The sequence below is a fragment of the Streptosporangium sp. NBC_01755 genome (genome assembly GCF_035917995.1).
Taxonomy (GTDB): Bacteria; Actinomycetota; Actinomycetes; order Streptosporangiales; family Streptosporangiaceae; genus Streptosporangium.
Map to the genome: position 1 here is coordinate 3685057 of NZ_CP109131.1, position 22407 is coordinate 3707463.

The 22407-nt window shown below is 64.2% G+C and carries 17 protein-coding genes, 1 tRNA gene and 2 pseudogenes; 6 read left to right on the top strand and 14 right to left on the bottom strand.

What is annotated here, in order from left to right:
• Positions 1-87 precede the first annotated feature (87 nt).
• The 4 genes from OG884_RS17290 to OG884_RS17305 form a co-directional block, all read right to left on the bottom strand.
• On the bottom strand, positions 88-945 hold the full coding sequence (locus OG884_RS17290; protein WP_326646377.1) for a helix-turn-helix domain-containing protein: 858 nt from the start codon (positions 943-945) through the stop codon (positions 88-90).
• Positions 946-2741: 1796 nt separating this feature from the next.
• Entirely contained in the window at positions 2742-4019 is a 1278-nt protein-coding gene (locus tag OG884_RS17295; RefSeq protein WP_326646378.1) for an ISL3 family transposase, read from the bottom strand.
• Positions 4020-4146: 127 nt separating this feature from the next.
• Complete coding sequence (locus OG884_RS17300) at positions 4147-4239, bottom strand: hypothetical protein (RefSeq protein ID WP_326646942.1); 93 nt, start codon at positions 4237-4239, stop codon at positions 4147-4149.
• Between the two features lie 304 nt (positions 4240-4543).
• On the bottom strand, positions 4544-7285 hold the full coding sequence (locus OG884_RS17305) for a hypothetical protein (protein WP_326646379.1): 2742 nt from the start codon (positions 7283-7285) through the stop codon (positions 4544-4546).
• Positions 7286-8269: 984 nt separating this feature from the next.
• Here OG884_RS17305 and OG884_RS17310 point away from each other — a divergent pair.
• The gene (locus OG884_RS17310) at positions 8270-8524 is read left to right on the top strand and encodes a hypothetical protein (RefSeq protein ID WP_326646380.1); all 255 of its coding nucleotides are present in this window, start codon (positions 8270-8272) and stop codon (positions 8522-8524) included.
• A 377-nt stretch (positions 8525-8901) separates the two neighbouring features.
• On the opposite strand, the gene OG884_RS17315 is transcribed toward OG884_RS17310, so the two are convergent.
• From OG884_RS17315 to OG884_RS17330, 4 genes are all read right to left on the bottom strand, one after another.
• Complete coding sequence (locus OG884_RS17315) at positions 8902-10212, bottom strand: ISAs1 family transposase (protein WP_326638736.1); 1311 nt, start codon at positions 10210-10212, stop codon at positions 8902-8904.
• A 198-nt stretch (positions 10213-10410) separates the two neighbouring features.
• Complete coding sequence (locus OG884_RS17320; protein ID WP_326646381.1) at positions 10411-10656, bottom strand: hypothetical protein; 246 nt, start codon at positions 10654-10656, stop codon at positions 10411-10413.
• Between the two features lie 1292 nt (positions 10657-11948).
• Entirely contained in the window at positions 11949-12386 is a 438-nt protein-coding gene (locus OG884_RS17325; RefSeq protein WP_326646382.1) for a hypothetical protein, read from the bottom strand.
• A gap of 341 nt (positions 12387-12727) precedes the next feature.
• Positions 12728-13936, bottom strand: a complete 1209-nt coding sequence (locus OG884_RS17330; protein ID WP_326646383.1) for an esterase-like activity of phytase family protein — start codon at positions 13934-13936, stop codon at positions 12728-12730.
• 135 nt (positions 13937-14071) lie between these two features.
• Between OG884_RS17330 and OG884_RS17335 the strand changes: the two genes are divergently transcribed.
• On the top strand, positions 14072-14536 hold the full coding sequence (locus OG884_RS17335; RefSeq protein ID WP_326646384.1) for a MaoC family dehydratase: 465 nt from the start codon (positions 14072-14074) through the stop codon (positions 14534-14536).
• Positions 14537-14673: 137 nt separating this feature from the next.
• Here the strand turns inward: OG884_RS17335 and OG884_RS17340 are convergent, their stop codons facing one another.
• Both OG884_RS17340 and OG884_RS17345 read right to left on the bottom strand, forming a co-directional pair.
• Positions 14674-15309: a response regulator transcription factor gene (locus tag OG884_RS17340; protein WP_326646385.1), complete on the bottom strand. Its 636-nt coding sequence runs from the start codon at positions 15307-15309 to the stop codon at positions 14674-14676.
• A gap of 123 nt (positions 15310-15432) precedes the next feature.
• Complete coding sequence (locus OG884_RS17345; RefSeq protein WP_326646386.1) at positions 15433-16614, bottom strand: sensor histidine kinase; 1182 nt, start codon at positions 16612-16614, stop codon at positions 15433-15435.
• 131 nt (positions 16615-16745) lie between these two features.
• Between OG884_RS17345 and OG884_RS17350 the strand changes: the two genes are divergently transcribed.
• Positions 16746-17309, top strand: coding sequence for a hypothetical protein (locus OG884_RS17350; protein WP_326646387.1), 564 nt, complete (start codon positions 16746-16748; stop codon positions 17307-17309).
• Positions 17310-17461: 152 nt separating this feature from the next.
• Positions 17462-17534, top strand: a tRNA-Arg gene (locus tag OG884_RS17355).
• Positions 17535-17976: 442 nt separating this feature from the next.
• On the opposite strand, the pseudogene OG884_RS17360 reads toward OG884_RS17355, so the two are convergent.
• Positions 17977-18467 (bottom strand): annotated as a pseudogene (locus tag OG884_RS17360) (IS5 family transposase); the annotation flags it as partial.
• Here OG884_RS17360 and OG884_RS17365 point away from each other — a divergent pair.
• A pseudogene (locus tag OG884_RS17365) lies at positions 18467-18619 on the top strand (IS5/IS1182 family transposase); the annotation flags it as partial. The pseudogenes OG884_RS17360 and OG884_RS17365 sit on opposite strands and share 1 nt — an antisense overlap.
• 42 nt (positions 18620-18661) lie before the next feature.
• Positions 18662-19285, top strand: coding sequence for a DUF6461 domain-containing protein (locus OG884_RS17370; protein WP_326646388.1), 624 nt, complete (start codon positions 18662-18664; stop codon positions 19283-19285).
• A gap of 233 nt (positions 19286-19518) precedes the next feature.
• On the opposite strand, the gene OG884_RS17375 is transcribed toward OG884_RS17370, so the two are convergent.
• From OG884_RS17375 to OG884_RS17385, 3 genes are all read right to left on the bottom strand, one after another.
• The gene (locus OG884_RS17375) at positions 19519-20190 is read right to left on the bottom strand and encodes a DNA alkylation repair protein (protein ID WP_326646944.1); all 672 of its coding nucleotides are present in this window, start codon (positions 20188-20190) and stop codon (positions 19519-19521) included.
• Between the two features lie 280 nt (positions 20191-20470).
• Complete coding sequence (locus OG884_RS17380; RefSeq protein ID WP_326646389.1) at positions 20471-21088, bottom strand: response regulator transcription factor; 618 nt, start codon at positions 21086-21088, stop codon at positions 20471-20473.
• A gap of 64 nt (positions 21089-21152) precedes the next feature.
• Entirely contained in the window at positions 21153-22280 is a 1128-nt protein-coding gene (locus OG884_RS17385; protein ID WP_326646390.1) for a sensor histidine kinase, read from the bottom strand.
• Positions 22281-22407 lie beyond the last annotated feature (127 nt).

Consider the following 22407-nt stretch of genomic DNA (forward strand, 5'->3'; position numbering starts at 1 on the left):
TGTCTAGGGGGCTATACATCCACCGCGCCAGCGTATGAGTGATGCTAGAAGCATCTCAAGGAATTCGACGCATAAATGCGTCAGACGTTAGAGGTGTGTCGCCAAGGTGCGATAGTCGGCACCGATTCGCCCCAGAAGATCCCGCAACTCCTCGCCATAGACAGCCACCGCCGCGAACACCTCGAAGGTCTCCCCATGAGCTGACAGCTCCCCAGGCTCCGTCAACGTCAGATCACCCGTCAGGCTCTCCACCACGCTCACCGCACCGTCATAGACCGTGAACCCATGCAACGGGAACGCCGGAGCCTGCACCGACCACGGCACCACCCCCAGAGTGACGTGAGGGAGCGTCGCCACCTGCAACAGCCGATCGAGCTGAGCGAGCATCAACGCCGGCGACCCCGGCCACGTACGCACAGCCCCCTCGGTCAGCACAAAGGAGAACTCCCGGCCGGACTCGAACAGGACCGCCTGCCCCTCCACCCGAACCGCCGCAGCCTTGGCCGCGTCCTCCTCATCCACCTCACGGCCGATCGCCAACGCCAGCCGGGCATACTCCGCCGTCTGCAACAACGCCGGAACCATTGCCGAAGAAAACACCACCACCCGACGCGCCGACCGCAACCGAGCGACATTGGCCGCCTCCCGGCCGGCAAGCCCGCCCTTGAGACGAGACACCTCATCGCGCAGCCGCACAAGCAGAGCATTCAGCTCCCCGCGGCCCGCATCATCCAGGCCCAACGCCTCAACGAGACGATCCACCGTCTCCGGAACCGGAAGAAGCCGCCCCGTCTCAATCCGAGAGATCGTCGGCTGAGCCACCCCAGCCCGCAACGCCAGATCCTTCCCCGTCAGCCCAGCATCCTTACGCAGCCGACGCAGCAACTCACCCAGCGCCCGCAGGCGATCCCGACGATCCTCCACATCCAGCGTTCTACCAGCCACCCGCACATCGAGCGCAGCCCATCACGGATCACTGCCGAATTGTTCTCATGGGGTATCAAGGGCGGCGCTGCGCGCCGCCTCGCGGCCTGTCGCCAGCTCGCCGGCCGGGCATGCGGCCTGGAGGCCGGTCCCGACCGGCGGCGGCTCGGGCCGCGACTTCTCAACGAACCCATTGGGAGCAGTGCCGTACTTCAGTAGCGGACATATGCCTATGGATGGGCAAGGCAGTCAGAACCCTCCGGCCTTGACCTCATCCGCGGTGGCCCTCCTTGTCTGCTCTTGCTGTTCGACAAAACTTCTACTTGAACTGCCAACGAGATGGCGTCCCTACAGGGATGACCTGCGTAGACCATTACAGGCGGATTTTGTCAAGCATCAATTGTTTACAGCCCTAAACAACTCAAGGCAGACCCCCCTGTGCTTCACGAAGGACAGGGGGCAGAATCATCTCGTGGGCGGGCACGTAGGCTCGGCACTGCAAAACGAGTAGCTCTCTGCGGGTCAGGGAGGGGGCTGCTCTTAGCCCACTCTCGTGCTCAACACAAGGAAGGGTGAAATTGAGACTCTTATCAAGAATGCCAAGGGCAGAGAAGAACGAGGCATCTAAGGAGCCTGTACGGCTTTCGCAGCGTTGGGCGATCATCAACAGCGTAGCAACTGCCGTTGGAATACTGGCGGGAATGACCGCTGGAAATCCCGCTGTGGGAATTGGGGCAGGAATCGCCATGGCAACCCTGCTTCATACTGCTATGGAATGACAAGCATACGGGCTTTCGTAGGTTGAAGGCTTCTTGTAGCAGGCGAACGATAGTGATCCTGAAAGCTGCTAGTGCTGCGTTCCTCATAGCAAGTAGACGAACTTGCGGCACAGGGCTCGGGGCTGCGAGGGCGGTCGTCCCCAGATCCAGGGATGGGCGTTAGCGTTGAGCTGGGCGGTGGCGAGGGTGACCGCGTGGGCGATCTCGGTGGCGTCGGCGAAAGTCTGCCCGAAGAACGCCGCCTTGCGCAGCAGCCGTCACCAGCCCCGGCCAGGCTCAGCCGGTAGGCCTTGATCGGGATGAGCACCTAGCGGATCCACAGATGGCGCAGCAGCCATTGGCGGACCTTCCGGCTGGAATGGCTGGACAGGTTGTCGGTGATGACCACGATCGGGCCACGTCAGTTAGCCCTGGTGATCTGCTGAAGTAGCCCGATCCAGCCGTCGCTGTTACGCAAGGGCGCGCAGAAGGTGAGCTCGATGCCATCGCGGATGCGCAGGCCGCTGTACACCAGGTCTTATCTAGGCCGCGAGAGTACTCCAACGGCGCTTTGATCCGGTGTCCGCCGACCGACCAGCCGGGCGCCGGTGGGAAGGTGCGCAGGATCACCGGCCCCATTTCGTCGGTGCAGATGACCGTGGTGCCCGGCGGTGGGTCGGTGTAGCAGCCGATGACCTCGGCCCTTTTGAGGCGAAGTCCGGATAGGTGGAGGTGGTCCAGGAGCGGGGATAGCGCCAGCGGACCTTCTCCTTCAGCAGGATCCGGCGTACTTGGCTGCGCGCGATGACGATGTCCTACGCGCCGACGGCGGTCAGGCTGTCCAGCATCCGCTGTGCGGGGCCGTTCTCGTCGTCTGCGGCCAGGTCCCCGGTCTGGTCGCGGCTCAGCCATCCAGGCGGAGTCGAGCGCGCCAGGGTGATGAGTTGTCCGCGTTCGACCTCGGTGATTCGTGGTTTGCGTTCCGCCCCGGGCCGGTCGCCGAGGCCGGTCAGGCCTTCGGCGTTGAAGGCTCTTCGATGTTGAGGGGGAAGTTCGCCCTCATGCCGCTGGCACGTTGATCGTTTGATGTGTGCAGTGCAACCGTACGCGGCGGCGTTGGTTGGTGAGGTTGCGAAAGCCGAACGCCACGCGGGAGGTGTCCTTGATCAGCCGGTTGGTCCCCTCGGTACGGGCGTTGGTGACGCCGGTGGTGATGAACGCCAGCGTTTCGGGCCACCAGGCGTCGATCGTCTCGGCGAGGGTGATCAGCTCGGGGATGCCGGAGTCGATGCACCAGCAGGAGAACCGAAACAGCCGCTGAGAGATCACCGAGCGCGGTGCCTGCTCGCGGGCGCAGGCCAGCAGAGCACGGAGTTCTTCCTTGGCGATCCACGCGGTCAGGATCTGTCCGGTGGGCTCGTGGTCGATCAGGTCGTTCCACATCCGGGTGAACGTGCGCTCCGAGAGGCGTTCACGGCCGCGCAGCAGGCGGCGCCGGTTGGCCCATTCCGGATCGGTGGTCCGGCCCCGGCGCCCACGCTCTTCACGGGTGACGCGCTGGCGCACAGTGGTGAGAGCCTTGCCCGCGAGCGCGACCAGGTGGAAGTGGTCGACGACGATGACGGCATGCGGCAGCGCCTGCTTGATCGCGGTGCGGTAGCAGGTAGCCGGGTCGATCGCCACCACCCGCACCTGGCTCTTCCACCGCGCCCCGCGCTCGTTGAGCCAGTCGATGACGGCCTTGCCGGTACGGCCGGCGGCCTGGCCGAGCAACCCACCGGGCCCGGACAGGTCAACGAAGTTGGTCTCGAACCGCTCGGTCCGGGTCCATTTTCCACTCACCTCGTCCTTGATCCACTTGGGTTTACCCCGGCGAGTCTCATCGATGCCCAGCACCCGAGGCGGCTCGGGCTCGGCCAGGACGGCGTCGGCGTGGGCGGCGAAGTGGCGGTGCACCAGCGGCCAGCCCATCTCGTACTCGCGGCCCACCGCGGCTACCGAGCGGCCGGAGGCGACCTGGCGGGCCGCCGCCCGGCACAGCCGGCCCGTCACCCGCGCCCGCGGCGGGATCTCGGTCACCGACTCGGTGAACGCCTTGCGCGCACACAGCGTCTCGGCGCAGGCGAACTGCCGCTTGTGCCAGCGCACCCCCAGCGGCTCTGGGCCGTAGGGAAGATCGCGAGGGCGGGTCGTGCGCCGTTGGCGCACCCGGGTGGAGATGACCCCGCACTCAGGGCAGGCCGCCCACTCCTCGGGGCGTTCGATATGCACCAGCCGCCCCGGTTGTCCGCCGTCGTCGGTGACGCGTTCGACCTTCACCACCGCGATTTCCGGCATGCCGAACAGAATCGAAGTACTGTCGTTCACAGCTTGTGGCCCCCGTCACCAACTGTCCATTGATCAACAGCCAGTGTCGCGGGGTCACGAGCTCTCGCCCGTCAGGCCACGCCCGGGCACTTCCCCCTCAACATCGAAGAGCCGCGTTGAAGCGCTCGATCCGCTCGCGCACGGTTTGCATGTGACAGCCGAGCTTGGCGGCGATGGCGCTGGTGCGCAGCCCCTGCTAGCTGAATGTGATGATCTGCGCCCGCATGATCCAGTCGGCCGGGCATGACGGGCCCCGGCAAGCTTGCGGATCTGTCGTTCCTCTTCGGCGTCCATTGGTGGAAGCGCATGCAGCAGTTTCGGCATGAAAATCCCCCCTGAGACCATCATTACCTCAGGTCAGCAGAGATCTCCGCCTCCATTCAGGAACGCAGCACTAGTCGCAGCGGCTGTGCTACGACTCGGCGACTGATCTTGACCCACCAGTCAGCAACAATTTCAGGTGAATCTAAACTTGCTCCTCATCTAAATGTAATTTAGCGTCGCTTCTTCTTCTTTTTCGAGCGATTCGTAACGTTCGACCTCCTTTTCCCTACCCCCTTTAATGGCACGATCCCCGCCTGCTCTGAATGCTCAAGCAAACGGGTCTTCTTCCAATGGGCAGCAAGCTCTTTAAGATTCTCGATCTGATCTTCCGGCAATTCGCCGGAGAAGTTCTCAATTAGCAGCCCAACGGCGGACGGATGCCTCTCAGCCTCCTCTTGGAGAGCCTCCTTGACAGCATTCCGAAGCAACGACCTTTCCCCCAAAGAACTTTCAGTCAATCGTAGAATCTCCTGACACAGCAGTACGCGAAGACCCCACCATGGGTATCCGAGAGGATCATGTCCAAAAGTAATGCTAGTTATATTGTCAAAGTCCCGAAACATATCATCTTTCTCGCCTTGCATGAGAAAATCCTCCAATTGAGGAAGAAGATCCACCTCGGAGGCGCTTCCTTCAATGCGAGATATAGCCAAGAGGCTACGAAGCCTGACAGGTGATTCAGGCATAGTTGCCCACCAAGCAAGCTGTCGTTTCAGAGTGAGGAGTTCCGCCTCATTGAGCAGAGACGCGTATTCGAAGCAACATAGGTGTGCGGCAGTAGCGGAGAAAAGGCCCGCTCGGAGAAGTGATTGGGCTACCAACAAACGCTCTTCGCCAGTCATGAGTCTCGCATACGGACCCAACCTGGCCACCAATCTAATCCCTAGTTCGCCAATCTGTCCTCGCTTGAGTATCGATGCACGAAGAACACGGCCAGCTATTTTAGCCGCCATCCGATGCGATGAAGTTAGTGTTCTGGTGTTATCCTTCAAGTCTTGGCCATAGGAAATGGCCGAGCGGAGCGAATTAGGAGTCATCGGTCCCGGGGTGAGTCGATGCACATGCCAGCGAACCAAAATCATCCAAAGAAGTTCGCTCTCATCTCCCTCAGGGGCAGATTCTCGGTACTGGAACAGGAGGTCAATACGTTGTTTCTTATCGGCGTTCTCTTCGAGCGCAGCGAACACAAGGTCTCGGTCGGCGGTCAGCGTGAGAGCTGCCAGCCAAATATCACGGTGAGTCTCCCACTGTCGACTGAGATTTGCCCCTGTCGCTATTTCTACATATCTCCACAGTGAGCCGCGGAGGAAGTCATAAACCCATGCCTTCGAGTAAGTTATTCCGGCGAAACAGGCTGCGGCTAGATCACGAATTTTCGGCGCCTCTGTTACATCGAGCGCCCTTCGACACAGATGCGGATCCGACAGCACTGCTTTTTCGGCATACTCATACAGCATGTTGTCATCGAAGCAGTACAGGCCATCCTCTCCCCAGTTATGGAGATAACCGGACTTCTCCATCTGCATCAAGACTCGATGGATATCCAGGCCAGGCAACAGAGAATTAACGGTGGCTTCAGAGAAACCAATACCAGCTAGCGCAGCAGCTCCGATGACCTTTCGCTCCTCCTCTGAAAGCGCCTCAAAGCGCTGCTCGGTTTCAAGAGAAAGAAAGAAAGGAAGGTGTTGACTCGCCCACGCTGAAGTTAAAGCCTCCTCAGGCGAAGAAAGCACCGAAACCTTGGCACAATGAGATATGAGCAGAGCAGCGTTTACTCCTCCCATGAAAGGGTCCGTCGCCCGATCTACAATCATTGAGGCATGCCGCTCACTAAGCCCGCCCGGGAGCAGCTTCGAGGCAATATCCGTTGCTTCATCTTTGACCATTAGCCTAAGCATGGTGGAGTCAACTTCTTTTACGGGTATTCCTGCCTGACGGCAGTGCTCAAGCCATGGGTCGAGAGGGCTCGTAGTTGCCTTGAATCTTTCCGTTCTTTCCTGATTCGGCGCAAGTACGGACTCATCTCCAGAATCCGTCGTCTCCATCAGAACAAGCAATAGTGGGAGCCGCGGAGGAATGCCATGCTGTTTGAGCTGGCGGTAGATGGATCGAGATAGCGTATTTCTCTCCGCTAGCAGTACATCTGGATCACAGGCAAGCAATTCATGCAATGAACGTAGGGCAGTGGGTTCGAGTTGCTCGGCATTCTCGATGACCATAATGCCAGGGAGGATAGCGGGACCAATTTGCGGGTCACGCAACTGCCCAAGGAGAGACATCAAAATGATGTATGCATACGATGTATCGCTCTCAAGAAACTCTGCGAACTCCTTCAAAGGAGCTCCGCGGCCTCGCATTGCGCTATAGGTCTCGATAATTGCTCTCAGTGACGTCTTGGTCGTGCTGCCGAACGGGATTTGGTCAAGCAGCAGGTCAGCGGCGGCCCTACCCGCGATTCCAGCGAACTGATCAGGAAGCGCACTCTTAAGACGAACAGCCTTGGCCGACTCAAGCCCTTCTGCTGTGAGATACTCCAATAACCCGGCGACAGCCTCCTTGAGATCGCCCAGCAAATCCGATACAGCCATCGGCAATGCCCGCACGGAAAGCCAAACCCAATCAGGTTCAGCTTCCCAATTAGGCAAGGATGCCGAAATGCTCTTTCGTGATTTCCTCCAGGAAGTCAGCTCTCTATATTCGGAAGCTTTCGAAGCATAGAACCCATTTGATATTTGATGGTTTTCGGCGAGATATTCATAGAACGCCTGCACCACGTGGGTCTTCCCTCTGCCAAGGGGGGCTGCTATGCGAATGACTGTCGCTTCGGATAGATTCGTCCATGTGTCCAACAGCATGTCGAAGGCGATCTGCTGGCCATCCGGTAGCTTGGGGCGCATAGCATCTTGATGCATGCCTTTTATTATGGCCGAAAAAGTGGGTACGTGCCCCGTTATCTGCTCGCGTAGGACGGAACTTCAGGTCCGTGGGCTGTGTGTCACAGCCCACGGATCAGCCCCAGGCGGCTGTAGCCAAGGTCCTCGGCGACACCCTTCATCCTGGCCCCACTACGTGGGGATGATCAGGCCCTCCAGCAGATGCCCTTAATCAAACATCAAGGGCAAGCTTGATTCGACGATTGATCTGGCTGTCGCGTCCATCGAGGCACTTAGTGCGACGTTCCTTGCCTGAAGTACAGATCCACCCCGGTCCTGGCATCAGGAAGGCAAGCCCGACAATCTCGGTTTCCCTGCAGCGCGTTCACAACCTCCGCTGAGGAACGGAGCACTAGTAGGGCCTGGTCAAGTGGAGGTCGACCCGGCGAGTCGCCCGACGGCAGGGCCTCGAGTGGGGCGACGATTGGATCTCATCCGTCCCGTCTGGGGTTCTGCGTCTCTTCCGCCTCGTCTTCAAGGGACCGACACGCCGTCGCGTCCGAAGCCGACCGGGCACTACTAGTGAAGTGGTACCGCCCTCACGATCGCCTGATGCGGGCTGATCTCCGTACAGGGTCGGGGGCGATCGACGGTCCGGGACTTCGTTCCTCAGCCCCTGCCCACTGGGGAACGTGGCTAGCCTCAGCTTCTTATCCCGGCGTAGCGGAGCCATCGAAGATCGCTAACTAGATCTGGCCAATTGCAATATCCGTTGCAGTTCCAAGCCGTTCCAGGCCGTTCAGGATGGCTTGAAGATCTCGGTGATGCTCACCCACAGCCGCCAAGTTCTGGAGCCTGCTGGCCGACGCCGCTCGATTGATATGGCTTCGTGAGGATGCCGGCTGGTACGAGTGGCGGAGCAGCGAGGCCCGGACCGGCGCCCTCCGGGCTGAACTCTGCCTGGTGCGTACCGAGGACGGAGGTCGTGCACTGTCGGTATCTCCTGGCGGGTCGCTCCGGCCCATGTGGGACATCGACCGCCGTACGCCCGAAGGTGAATCCCTAGTCAGCATCGCCTCCCTATGGGGCGAGGGTCGTGATCCGTTGAAGCCGGGTGAGTGCGCGCGGGTGAGGCTTATTCCCCTGACCCCTGAGCACTGGAAGCACCTCAAACCGGGTGATGTGATCACCCTGCACGAGATGCGGCCGCCCGTTGGAACGGCACGCATCACCAAGGTCATGCCGCCCGTGGCGACTGCTCCCCAGTTGCAGTTCTAGTTGCAATCCAGCGCTGTTCCATGCCGTTCCAGGCGGACCAGTCGCGCCTATTGATCCACGTTGAACTGATTGGGACGGGCAGGATCAGAGCTGCTAATGCGGTTTGGGTTTACCGCCCATCCGGGGTTCAAATCCCCGAGCCTCCGCAGTACAGAGGCCCTCTCCCAGATTTCGGGAGAGGGCCTTTTTGATCTTTAAAGCTGAGTGGGCTGCCGCGTCTGAGTGACACCGGGTACGGCAGCCCACCCTCCTCTTGAATCGTTGTCATCCGGCCCGGGGACAGTGCGACCCGGCATCGCACGGGTTCCAGGAGCTCGTGCCCGTACTACGCCCAGGGCCCCGGCGTTGAATTGTTATGTCCAAGTCCGTCCTGTTGATCAGATGTTGTAGACGGCGAATGCGGCATCGTGGTCGAGGAGATCGCGGCGAGCGTGGGCGATGTTGGCCCGGCCGGCCAGACGGATGGTGCTGATCGCCAGATTCCGGAGGCTGGCTAGGGTTCTGGGTGCGGTACCCGTCCTGACCTGGGAATGATCCTCCGCGAATGTGACGTCCCTGACCCAATTCAGCCGGTTTTCCACCCCCCAGTGCGCCCTTTCGTAGTGGTTGAGGTGCGCGGGGCCTGCCAATTCAACGGGCAGGCTGGTGATGCCGAACACGATCTCCTTGCTGGTCCAGGCGCCATCCAATTCGCCGACGTCGCGGCGGAGCCGGAAGGCTTGCCGGGCGCCGGGGAAGAGGCCGTCATCGGCAGAGGCGGTGCGGATGGTGCGGCGTTCCCTGCGGCCGTGCCCGTGATCGTCATCGACCGCGGTGGTTTGCGTCCAGTCGGCATCCGGCCCGGACAACAGCGCGTGCGCGGCGGCGCGTGCCAGCGGTTGATTGCCCTTGAGGATGAGGACGTAGTGGCCGCCCAGCTGGGTGATCAGACGGGCGGTGGTCTTGGTGGTGTGCAGGGCGTCCAAGGTCAAGACCATCCCGGCCACCCGCAGGTGGGGCAGCATCGCGCGGGCGGCGGGACCCTCGCCTTTCTTGCCGGCGACCTGACACTGGCCCAGGATCACGCCGTGCTCGTGGCTGATCGCGCCGACCAGGAAGACCCTCCCGTCTTCGCTGGTGCGTGCCCCGCGCAGGGCCTTGCCGTCCAGCGCCGCTGCGGGCAGCAGCCCGGCCGGGGCGGGATGGCTGAGCCGGCGTCGTGCCGCGCGGCGCTGTTCCCGTTCGGCGGGGCCGGGAGTGTCGGGCAGTTGTGGCGTCAGAGCCTCCTGCCGTATCACCTCGGCGACATAGCCGCTGATCGCGGCGTCCAGCGCATCGGCGTCCAGCTCCGCCAGAACACGGCGGAAGGTACGCTCACTGGGCACGAGGAACAACCCGGTGAACAGATCACGGTAGGCGCCCAGCCGCTCCAGCGCCGCTTGCGGGCTTCGGGCGGCCCACTGCCAGATCGCCGCGACGCTGTCGCCGCCGACGACCAGGGTCGCGCACGCGGCCAACGTCAAGATGGCCACCAGCGGATGGCGCAGACCGCAAGCAGACCGCCGATCGGGAACCGTCGCCAACCGGCGCATCAACGCCGATTCCACCACGACCGGATCGGGTGCCAGTTCGGACTCCCACAATGCCAAGTCGGCGAGCTGGTCAAGACACGAGACATGCGGGGAACTGGTCAGAGAAGATGGGGACACGAGCGCGACTCCTGCGATGATCTCCGGATTTCGACACCCGAAAGATCAGCAGAAGTCGCGCTCTTTCGCGTTCCACCTGGCCAAACGCTCAACGTCGGCATACCGCATCAGAACCCGGGAACGCCGGGGCCCTGGTACTACGCCGGGTTGCGGCCGCTGGCCTGCGAATGCCGCAGAAGCAGGCCTCTTCGCCGCGGGCTACACGCACCCGACGGCCTCGTACGAGCTGACAAGGCTCATAGCACCGGTGGTGCAGATGGATCCGGCGAGGTTGACCGGTGCGGCGGAGTAAACGTGTCCGCCAAGGCCGGCAGGTATGGCGGAGTAGACGTACCCGGCAAGGCCGGCAGGCGTGGCGGCACAGACGGGTTGCAGGGCGACCATGGAGCCGGTCAGGTCGACGCATCCGCTGGAGGTGGGCGTGGCGGGCCCCGCCAGGGTCACCCCACCTGCCGGTCCTGCGGGGCCCGTCGCGCCTCTGGGTCCTGCCGGTCCGGGGGGTCCTGCTGGGCCTCTGGGTCCTGCCGGTCCGGGCACTGCTGGTCCTGCCAGGGTCACCCCACCTGCCGGTCCTGCGGGGCCCGTCGCCCCCCTGGGGCCTGCCGGTCCGGGGGGGCCGGCCAATCCGGGGGGTCCGGGGGGTCCGGCAAGTCCTGTCGGTCCGGGAGGTCCTGCTGGTCCGGGGGGTCCGGCTGGGCCCGCTTCGCCTGGAGGTCCCGCGGGCCCTGCTTTTACGGCTGCGCCATTGGTGGAACTGGTTGCGGTGGAAGGCCCGGGGGTGGTGAGGTCGATCACTCTGGGCTCGTCCCGCTCGTCATCTAGGTTATCTAGGTCGTCGTCTCGGTCACGGTCCCTGTCGAAGCCGTTCCCGATGCCACGGTCATGTCCGTTTCCCCGGCCGCAATCGTCGTCCCGGTCCCGACCCCAGCCGCGACCGCCGGGGCATCCGCAGTGACGGCCTCCTCTGCGGCATCCGCAGGACCGGCACGGGCGAAGAATGGGTTTCTCGCTGCTGTGCACGGAATGTTGAAGGCGGGCCTTGCCCCCACTACCTCCGCTATCCCCATTGTCGCCGTAAGGCGCGAACAGAAGGCTTGCATTGTCGGCGGCGGCGTTCGCCGGCACCTGGTTCGACGAGATCGAGAGGAGGCCTGCCATCGCTGCGACGGCCAAAGCGCCGGCACGCTTACCGGAGAGGGCTGGCGCCCACTTGCTCCTACGAGGAAGCATGTTATTTCCCCATATCGTTACTAATTCCGAAAATTTCCGGATCCGTCGTGCAGCCACGGAAGTGACGGCGAAACAGGAGATACCCGAGGCTTATGGGGATAGCGCTCAGGCATAGTTCGGGAAGAGCAAATAAGCGGTACCGTGCAGGAAAACCTACGTCTCATCTATGGTTTAGTCAGATTTATAATAATTATTCAGTCGTAGTGCTCTATAAGCGCTCTTTTCATGTCCGATAAGCAAGGGAAGGAGAGGGCAGGGTGGGGTGGCCTGGTGCCGGTGATCGAAGGTCGGCGCTGCCTGGAAACATATGTACTCGCAGGTCGGAGACGTGGTCACCGGTAATGTCGGGCTTTTGGCGGCAGTGTGTGTCGTACCGGTGCGTACCGGTACGACACACACTTCTTTTCCGCCCCCGACGCGGGTGACCGCTGCTGCTCGTCGTGCCGTACCGTCATCCGAGAGATTTCGCTCGGCGGCGTGTCACTGTCGAGGCCAGGTGTCAGGGATCACTTGTCACGGATGATGATCTCCGGGAATGACGGGTCGTTCTGGAGGTCTCTCATCATTCTTTCCGAGCGGGTGAGGCGCTCGCGCCCCCGCCCGGGTCCCGCGTTCTCGTTGAAGTTGTTACCGTCCCGGTGGCCGCGGTAACGGTCGTAGGGACGGTCCTGGTAGCGGTGCGGCCTTCCCCGCCATCTGTCCGAAGGCCTGTCCTCGCGGTACTGTCGGCGGGAGGGGTTGGGGTAGGGGGAGAGGCGGCCGTCGAGAGTGCTGTCGGCATTCAGCTGTGAGATCGAGCCGAGCGCCTGGGCCTGCCCGATGGCGGCGTTGGCCGGTGCCTGGTTCGACGTCATGAGGATGCCGGAGACTGCCGCGATGGCGAGGACGCCCACCCGCCTGCCGGAGATCGGCCCCGGTGTCCGTCTGCTCTTTCGAGGAAGCACGTTATTTCCCCATCTCGTTTCTGGTTCCGAAAACATCTGATATCCCTCACTACCTCATAAGTGGCAGCAGCTAGGAGATACCCCTCGGACAGTGAGATAGCTCATTGAAACGGTTGAGGCAGAGCAAATAAATAGCACCGTGAGGGCCGACGGGAGTTTATCTATTGTTATTTACGATTTTGTCGTAGTTGTTCGTATGTTACGAGAGGCGAGGTTGCCGTGAATTCCAGGCCGGTTCCTCGGCGGGAAGCTTCGAGGCGGGGCCAGGCACCGTCGGTCACCGAGACGACCTGCCTGGTAATGACGGTGTTACCGGCATTACCAGGCAGGGCCACGGGCCGTTACCGGTAGACGCGGGGGTCGGCCAGGAGCGGGCGCGACAGATGTACGGTGATGAACTCGTTGTCGTCGGGCCGGCCCGGGGTGCGGCCGGCGGAGAACGGGAAGTTGTTGTCGTCGAGTACGCCCAGGGTCCGGTCGTCGAGGATCACCACATCCTCGATGGTCTGGAACGGGAACCGGAAGGTCTCCCCGAACCCACCCAGGCCGCGCGGGTTGGCCAGGTCTAGCAGGTCGGCGACGAGGGTCTTGTGCAGGTCCGCGTGGCGGATGTCCACCAGGTAGATGCGCTTGGTCTTGGCCGCGTCCCCTTCAAGGTTGTCGCGCTCGATGACGAGGAACCGGTGCCGGTCGACCGCGATCATGTCGCCGATCGCGTTGTCGGGGCTCTCCAGCCGGTAGGTCCAGCGCTTGCCGGTGTAGGCCCGCTTACGCAGATCGAACTCGTTCATCCGCAGCGTCCCGGCGGTGTCGCCGGTCACGGTGCCTTCCAGTAGCGGGTACAGCGTGCGGCCGTCGACCGAGCGGGCCATGCCCTCGAAGCCCTTGCTCCGTCCCAGGTTGGGCTGCTCGCCGCCCAGGGACGGATTCTCCGGGGCCTTCACGCCGGGCAGCGGGACAGGTGCCTCAAGCAACTTGCCCGTGGTGGAGAAGTGCAGCAGGAACGGGCCGAACTCGTCCCCGATCCAGTAGGTGCCGTCAGAGGTCCGTACGATCGACTCCACGTCGAAGTCGGCGCCGGTCAGCTTCCGGTCCGCCCGGGTCAGCGCCCAGCCGACGTGTCCGTCGGGGTCGCTCAGGTCGAACCCGCCGAGCACCGCCACCTTGCCGCGCTTGAAGTCGGGCTTCACCCGATGCACCCGCAGCAGGAAGTCGGCGCTGTTGGCCTTGCCGCCGTAGCCGTTGTCCGACAGTACGTCGAAGGTGCCGTCGTGCCGCCGCACGATGCCGCTGAAGCCCTGCACCGGCTGTCCGGTGAACGGCGGGGTCACCCCGTTGATCGGGGCCGTGCCAAGCTGGGCCCCCGACTGCTCGCTGCCCGGTACGAAGGTCAGCGCGGGCAGGGAGGCGAACCCGGTCAGAGTGGCGCGCCCGAATTCGGAGCGGCCGGCCCTGTCGGAACCGGGCTGCCCCGGGTCGGCCACCGCCGGTGCGGACACCGCCAGTGCCAGTACGGCCGCGCCGATGGTGATCGTCATACGTCGTCTCATGGTGGGCACGCTAGGGAACCCGCGTGAACGGCCGGTGTTGCGTCGCGGACCGTACCGCGAAAACAAAGACCTGGCTGAGCGAGTTGACACTCTTGAAGTTTCTCGCCGCACCCTCGGCGGAATAAAGTTCCAGACATGAGGATTTTCGCCGACATCACCGAGTTCAAGACCGCCGTTGGGGAACATCTCGGCTACACCGAGTGGCGCGAGATCACCCAGGATCAGGCCAACCTGTTCGCCGACGCGACCGGCGACCACCAGTGGATCCACGTGGATGTGGAGAGGGCGGAGCAGGGGCCGTTCGGCGGCACCATAGCCCATGGATACCTGAGCCTGGCACTGCTGCCCTCGTTCATGGTGGAGCTGTTCCAGGTGGACGGCCTGGCCATGGGCATCAATTATGGGCTCAACAAGGTCCGCTTCCCCTTGCCGGTCCCGGTCGGCGCACGGGTCCGAGCCGGCGCCGAACTCGTCGACCTCAAGGGCATCCCCTCGGGCTACCTGTCGAACATGCGACTGACCGTGGAGGTCGAGGGCAGGCCCAAGCCCGCCTGCGTCGCGGAGACCCTCTCCCTGTACGTTCCGGCGGAGAGTTCCTGACCCGGACGTCCCGTCTCCGTTCCCGAAGCCGCTCCGCCGGAAAGCCCTTGATCAGTGTGGTCACCTCTCCGCGGGAGAGCCCCTGACCCGCGCGGTCGCCTCTCCCGCGGAGGGCATCCGATCCGCACTTACGCGCGTCACCTCTCCCTGGAGAGCTCCTGAGCCAGGATCGCGGCCTGGACGCGACTGCGGAGACCCAGCTTGTTCAGCAGCCGGCTGACGTGGGTCTTCGTCGTCGCCTCCGCCATGTCCAGCTCCGCGGAGATCTCCGTGTTCGACAGGCCCCGGCCGATGCAGGCCAGCACCTCGCGCTCGCGTGGGGTGAGGCCGCCGACCTCGTACGGCCTGCGCTCGGGGACCGACGCGCCGAAGGCCGAGATCAACCGCCGGGTGACCGAGGGCGCGATGAGCCCATCGCCCCTGGCCACCACCCGTATCGCGTCCACCAGGGCGTCGGCGTCGGTGTTCTTCAACAGGAACCCGGCGGCTCCGGCCCGCAGCGCCCCGAAGACGTACTCGTCGATGTCGAAGGTGGTCAGGATCAGCACGTCGGCGATCCCGCTCAGCGCGCGCGTCGCGGAGATCCCGTCGAGCTTCGGCATCCGGATGTCCATCAGCACCACGTCCGGACGAAGCTCGGAGGCCATCGAGACGGCCTGCTCGCCGTTGGCGGCCTGGCCGACGACTTCGATGTCGTCGTGACCGTCGAGGATGAGGACGATCCCGGTGCGGACCGCCGCGTGATCGTCGGCGACGAGGACTCGGATGGTCACGTGCTCTCCAGGGTGGGTGGTGTGGTGCGGCCGTCGACGACTCGGATGGTCACGTGTGCTCCGGGGTGAGCGGCTCGGCACGGACACGCCGGCCGTCGTCGTACGGTCCGCCGACGAGGAGTCTCACACGACCTCCCGGGTGGGCAGCTCGGCGCGGACGCGCCAGCCGTCATTATGCGGCCCGGCCTCGAAGACACCGCCGACAAGGTTCGTACGCTCCCGCATGCCGATGATCCCCGCACCCGCGCCGGGAGGTCCCAGCCTCGCACCCGCGCCGGGAGGTCCCAGCCTCGCACCCGCGCCGGGAGGTCCCAGCCTCGCACCGCCCACCGGGTTGTCCACGGTCAGCGTGACCAGCCCCGGCAGGTAGCCGATCACCACGTCGGCGGCCTTGCCGCCGTGCCTGAGCGCGTTGGTCAGCGACTCCTGGACGATCCGGTAACCGGCCAGGTCGACCGAGGCGGGCAGCTCCCTGACATCGCCGTCCACTCGCATCCGCACGTCAAGCCCCGCCTCCCGGGCCCGCTCGGCCAGCTCCTCCGCCTCGGCCACCCGGCGCCGGGTCGCCTCCGGCTCCTCGCCGTCCTGCCGGAGCAGCCCGATCATGGCACGCATCTCGCCCATGCCCTCGACGCTGTTCTCCCTGATCGACTCCAGCACCTTCCGTACGGTCTGCGCGTCCAGGTCCCGGCGGGAGAGGACGGCGGTGGACTGGATGGCGATCGCGCTGAAGTGGTTCGCGATCATGTCGTGCAGCTCCCGTGCCATCCGGGCCCGTTCGGCCTGCACCGCGGCCGCCCGGTCCAGCTCCGCCAGCCGCGCCACCTGTTCGGCCCGCGCTCGCTCGGACGTCGCCTGGTCCTCCAGCTGTCTTACGATCATCGCGGTGAAGACGGGGGTCATCCCGACCAGACCGCCTTGGACCAGGAAGACGGCGGCGGCCGACCAGTGCCTGAAGAGGGCCCCGCCGATCACGCCCATGACGACGGCGCCCACCGAGGTGATGCCGAGCATCCACCTGCCCAGCGCGCGAGGGCCGTATCTGACCCCAGCGTAGAGGTTGTCCGTGACGATCAGGACCGTGCCCAGCGATGGGCCCATGGCGAAGTCGCCGAGAAGGGCCACCACCCCCAGCCCGAGCGAGAGCAGCGGCCTGCTCCGCCGTACCAGGACCCCCACGCATGAGATCGCCAGCGGCCCGACGAACAGCGGGGCGGCGGCCCATCGGTGCTGGTAGGCGTTCGCGGCGAGCAGCAGGAGACCGACGACGAAACACGCCACGGCCACCAGCGCGTCTCGTCTCATGCCTCTCATCCCACCATTCCGGTACGGTCCGCAGGAGCGGCGTCGGGAGGATCGCCGGTACATAAAAGGATGTACACCGGTTCATCAGCTCCGACGATGTCCCAGACCAACCGGGTTGGGACGATGAATCCATGGTTCTGGCGGTCATCATCGGATGCGAGATCGGGTTCTGGATCCTGCTGGGACTGGGGCTCGTCTCACGTTACCTGTGGGGCATGCGTCGGCTCAGCACGGCGCTGCTGCTGGCGGTCCCGCTGCTCGACGTGGTCCTCCTCATCGCCTCCGTCATCGACATGCGCGGCGGCGCCCAGGCGGACTGGCGCCACGGGCTGGCCGCCGCCTACCTCGCCTATTCGATCGTCTTCGGCCACCGTACGATCACCTGGGCCGACGCGAGGTTCGCCCACCGTTTCGCGGGCGGCCCGGAACCCTGGAAGCCCCCGTCCGGCGGCGTGGCCAGGGCCCGGTACGAATGGGGGATCTGGCTCCGGATCGTCCTCGCGTACGGCATCGCCTGCGCCCTGCTGTTCGGCCTGATCCTCATCGTCGACGACCCGTCGCGGACGGTGGCGCTGAACGCCTTCATGACCGGCGCGCTCAAGGTTCCGCTGATCGCCGTGCTCTGGCCGGTGAGCTACACGCTCTTCCCGGAGAAGGTCGCCAGAAACGGTGTCGCGGGCAACTCCAGCGGCTGACCTCAACTTGAAGATCATCCGGTCCGCCTGACCTTATGACGTGAGGCCCGCCACGCCGCTCGGCCCCGGCTCGTGTCGCCCTTGATCACGAACGGATCGGCTAACCGGTTCGAGGCACCCCGCAAAACCCGCTATGCTTGCTTACGCAGCGAGCGGCCGTAGCTCAATGGATAGAGCATCTGACTACGGATCAGAAGGTTGGGGTTTCGAGTACCTCCGGCCGCACAGTGCGAAAGCCCAGGTCATCACCGCGATGACCTGGGCTTTTTCGTGTTCTGGATCAGGTGCGGGTGTCTGGCCGTGTCCGGCTGTCGGCGGTTGTCTCCGGCTGATCTTTCCCAATGGGTTCCCGTGCTCCGGGGCGCAGAACGTCACTGATCCGGCGCATGGCGATCTCGTCGTGCCCTACGAGGCACTTCTCGTAGGTGCGGTGCAGGACCTCCACGCTGTTGCCTGCCCACTCGGCCACCTGCTTTGGTGAGACCCCCGCGTTCAACCAGGTGGACAGGCAGGCGTGCCGAAGGTCATAGGGCCGCTTGGCCAGCGGTGAGGCGTATTCCTCCTTGCTCAGCGCGTCCCGGCGAGCCCTGTCCCACACTCGTTGAATAGTGCTGGTGGCCAGCACGTGCCCCTGTACGCCGTGAAAGCCCCGACCGCCGGGGCCGGTGCCCACTTTGCCGCGCACCGGGGGGATCGCCTCGAGCAGCGGCATCAGTTGCAGCACGTCGTTACGGTTGCCGCCGGTCAGGCTCACGGCCAGCGGGATGCCGTTGCCATCGGTGATCACGTGGTGTTTCGAGCCCGTTTTGGCGCGGTCGACCGGGCTCGGACCGGTTTTGGGCCGCCCTTGAGCGCTCGCACGTGGGAGCTGTCGATCACCGCCTTGGACCAGTCCAGTTGCTCGCCGGTGTGCAGCTCGGCCAGCAGCAGCTGATGCAGCCGATCCCAGGCCCCGGCCTGCTGCCAGTCACGCAACCGGCGCCAGCAGGTCATCCCCGAGCCGAAGCCCAGCTCCTGGGGCAGGAACTCCCACGGGATCGCGGTGTAGAGCACGAACAAGATCCCGCACAAGGCCTTGCGGTCATCGAGCCGCTTACGCCCGGGATGCCGGTAGCGGCGCTCCCCCCTCGGCAACAACGGCTCGATCCGCGCCCACAGCTCGTATCCGGGCCATCGGTGAGCGTGCCGGCGCGACCTTGAAGGGCTGCAAAGTGCTGACCGGGCTGCGCTGTTGCCCGCATCGAGCGACCGCGCTCGTGCAGGCGATCCTTGTGCTACAGCTCGTGGAAGAAGGCCGCTACTCAGGATGAAATGGCTCTTATTGTGTCGGTGGGTGCTGCGAGCATGACGGGATGATCGCGACCCCTGACGACTACTCCTGGTTCTCCCGCGAGCGCTTCCCCGAGCTGGCCGATACCTACTGCTTCACCTACGTCCGCGGCCTGACGCCTGAGGAACTGATGACCCGGCTCGGCGTCCGGGTTGAAGACTGCTCTCGCGTGACGCTTGATGAGCTGATCCGGCGGCAAACCTTCGGTGCCGTCGCCGTTGGAGACTGGGTACTCCTCGTCGAGGCCTACGGCGGGCTTGGCGTCACCGAAGAGATCATTATGCCGCTGTCGGCGGGCACCCGTCTCGTCTCCCACTTCTACCTCGACGTCGACGGCATGGACTACTTCTACTGGATCGACGACGGAAAGATCCGGTTCGAGTTCGCGTACCAGGAAGGCTATTCCCACTGGATCGAAGACGGGAAGATCCAGTTCATGTTCAGGCACCATGAAAGCTACTCGGAGGAGATGCCGGACGAACTCGCAGAGATCCTGGAGCGGATCGACTCCCCTGTCTACCCGATCGCCGACCCCCACGAAGGGCCGGCGTTCCTCTTGGCCGAGCGCCTCACCGGGATCACGATGACGCCGCAGTTGCTGGAGGAGTCCACCTACCTGTGCGGAGGCGTTCCCGGATCGAGGTGAGCAGAACCCACCGTCCATGGCCCCCGCGGGTTGGCCGCGGACGGTGGATCGCTCCGCTGCAGGCTCCACGGGAGCACCGTTCTCCGCGGTGAGCTTGTGCCGCCCGAGCCCCGGCTTGAGATGGAGCCGCACCGTGTCCTCGTAGTCGTCCAAGGTCGAATCGGCGATATGACGATGCTTGACGCTTTGGCGTCGGATGATGCTTGACGGCACGAGCGTGAGCGCGAACCTTCCTACTTATCGTGCTGTCGGCGCACCATCTCGGTGATCCAGATGGGCGCGAACGGAGACGTGCAGCCCGGGGAAGTCGGGTAGGCCTTGAGCACCTCCAGGCGCTCACCGATGCCGATTGCACGGGCGCGGTGCTCGGCATGCTCGATCCCGATCTGAGCCAGGCAGTGGTTCATCGCCCACTGCAGGCGATCCGGGGCGTCTTTCATCTCCGCCTCAATGACGTCGAGCAGTCCTGCGAGGTCGAGGCCCTCGGGCTTCTTCGTCACGCGTTCGGTGGTCAGCGCCCAGCCGGCACTCGCGACCACTGAATCCGGATCGGCGGACCAGGCTCGGCGCAGCTCTTCGGAGTGCGGGTTCTTCTTCACCACGTAGTTCACGAGCCAATCGTGCACCTTGGGTGTGCGAGCCTCGCGCAACATGACGTCCAACTCGTCACGCTCGAACGCCTTCGGGCGGCAGATCAGGATCGCCAGCAGTCTCGCCGCGGTGTCATCCGTCTTCCAGAGCTGGCACGCGAGTTCCTGCTGCGTCTTCAGCCGCTTCGCGAGCGCGCGCAGCTTGCTGAGGTTCACACCGTGATCGTCACCGTGTTTCTCGTTCACCTCGCGTATCTTCGGGTCCTCGAGCTCGGCCAGCTCGGCCACCACCTCGGCCACCACTGTCTCGGTCAGCGTCGTCTCGGCCACCTCAGACTCCTGTCCATCACGTGCGAGATTCAGCCTACGACGGAAGTCGGCCTCCTGCCGCACACGCCGGTTCGACGACAGCCACCGACACGAAATCCCGCGTCTTCACAAATTTGCAGCAGTTCTCGGCACTGGCCCTCGCCTTCACTCCGAGCAGCCATCCAACTCCTGGCTAACCCGGTTAGGAGAGTGATTGAAGTCTTCTCGGCAATGTGACGGTTGCGGTGTGTGACGGTCTGCGGCGCCTCACTGAGGGTTTCAAAATTCAGATCCAGCCGTACTGGCGGGCGATGCGCGCGGCCTCATGACGGTTCGCAGCGCCGATCTTCCCGGCCGCGGAGGAAAGATAGTTCCGTACGGTGCCAGATGACAGTGCCGCCCTGCGGGCTATCTCCTCCACCGGCGCCCCCTCGGCGGCCAGTTCCAGCACGTCGGCCTCGCGTGGAGTGAGCGGGCTGTCGCCCGCGCCGATCGCTTCGGCGGCGAGTTGCGGGTCGACGTAGCGGCCCCCGCCGTGAATCGTGCGCACGACGTCGACCAACACGGCGGCGGAGACGGTCTTCGGAAGGAAACCCCGTACACCGGCGGAAAGCGCCCGCTTCAGGTGCCCGGGGCGGCCATGGCTTGTAACGATCATGGTGTGGCAACCCGGCAACTCCTCATGGATCATGCGGGCCACGGTCACGCCGTCCAGATCGGGCAGTTGCAAGTCGATCATGGCCACGTCCGGCTGGAAGACGCGGGCCATGGCGATCGTGTCGGCGCCGGTGGCCGCCTGAGCCACCACGCTCAGATCCTCTTCGAGGGCGAGCAGCGCCACCAGGGCACCTCGGATGAGGTGCTCGTCCTCGGCAAGCAAGATCCGGATCGGCGCGCTGTTCACCGGACGTCCTTCCACCAAGCCGGGAGCTGCCTGGTGGTCATGTGCGGCGGCAGCACCACAGCGGTCACCGGGTCTCCTCCTGGGTAGCCACGGGCAATGGCAGTTCGGCGGTGAGACGGAACCGGTCGGGTGGCTTCCGCTTGGTGACGACACTCCCGCCAAGCGCCGCGAGACGTTCCGCCACGCCGGGAAAACCGTTGCCGGTCGGCTGGTGGACATCGGGAGATTCCGGACCCGTCACTCCGTCATTCTCCATACTCAGCGTAAGCCGATCGGTGCCGCCGGTCGTCGACCGGTGTAAAGAGATCGTGCACATCCGCGCCTCGCTGTGCCGCAGCACGTTTGTCGTACCTTCTCGTACCACCCAGCCAAGCGTGCTCTGTACCTCGGCGGACAGGCTGCGCCCGTCGCCGATCACCTGGCAGCGCACCCCGGCTGAGGCGAGCACCGACCTGGCACCGGCCAGTTCCATGTCCAGGTCAGCGGTACGGTACCCGCGCACCACCGCACGCATCTCGGCCAGCGATTCATGCGCGATCTTGCTCACTTCGCGCATCTCGTCCACCGCCCCGGACCGGCCACGCTCGACCAACCGCGCCGCGAGTTCACTCTTGAGGGCCACCACCGACAGGTTGCGGCCGATCACATCATGCAGATCGCGAGCGAAGCGCAGCCGCTCCTCGGCCACTGCGAGTCGAGCATGCGCCTTCCTGGAGTGATCCAGTTCCCAGACGTTCTTCAGCCCCCACATCGAGGCACGGTAGGTGAGCAGCCAAGCAACCATGAGGCTGCCCAGGCCGATCGCGGCCGGGACAGCGATCGACATGGGAGCGCCCTCTATCCGGGACACCACGAACTTTGTCGCCACGGCCGCCGCCAGCACGCCCATGGCGACGGAGAGCGGCACCACCGATGACACAGCGGTGACGAACGCGATCGCAAGGACGACCACCAGGCCCGAGGCCGGACCGTCGGGGTGACCGGGTTGCGCGTCGGGATAAGCCACAGTCCCGATCACCACGCCCACGACCGTGAGCCCGGTGGTGAGGGCGATCAGCCCCACCGGCCGGGGCCGACGCCCCAAGTAGTGATTCAGGCCCGCGTGAACGAGCAGCGCGCAGGTGATGGCATGTAGGGCGATATAGGCCAACATCACCCACCGCGCGAGCGTCCCCACCTCTGGGCCGATCATTATGGCGGTCCACGCCGGTTCAAGAACGTACGCCCCGGAGAGTGAAATGCGGGTCCACAGGTCCCAGTGCTCCGCCTGGCCATGCCGACGCCACTGCCACAACCGGTCCGTGAGCCTGTTTCCCATT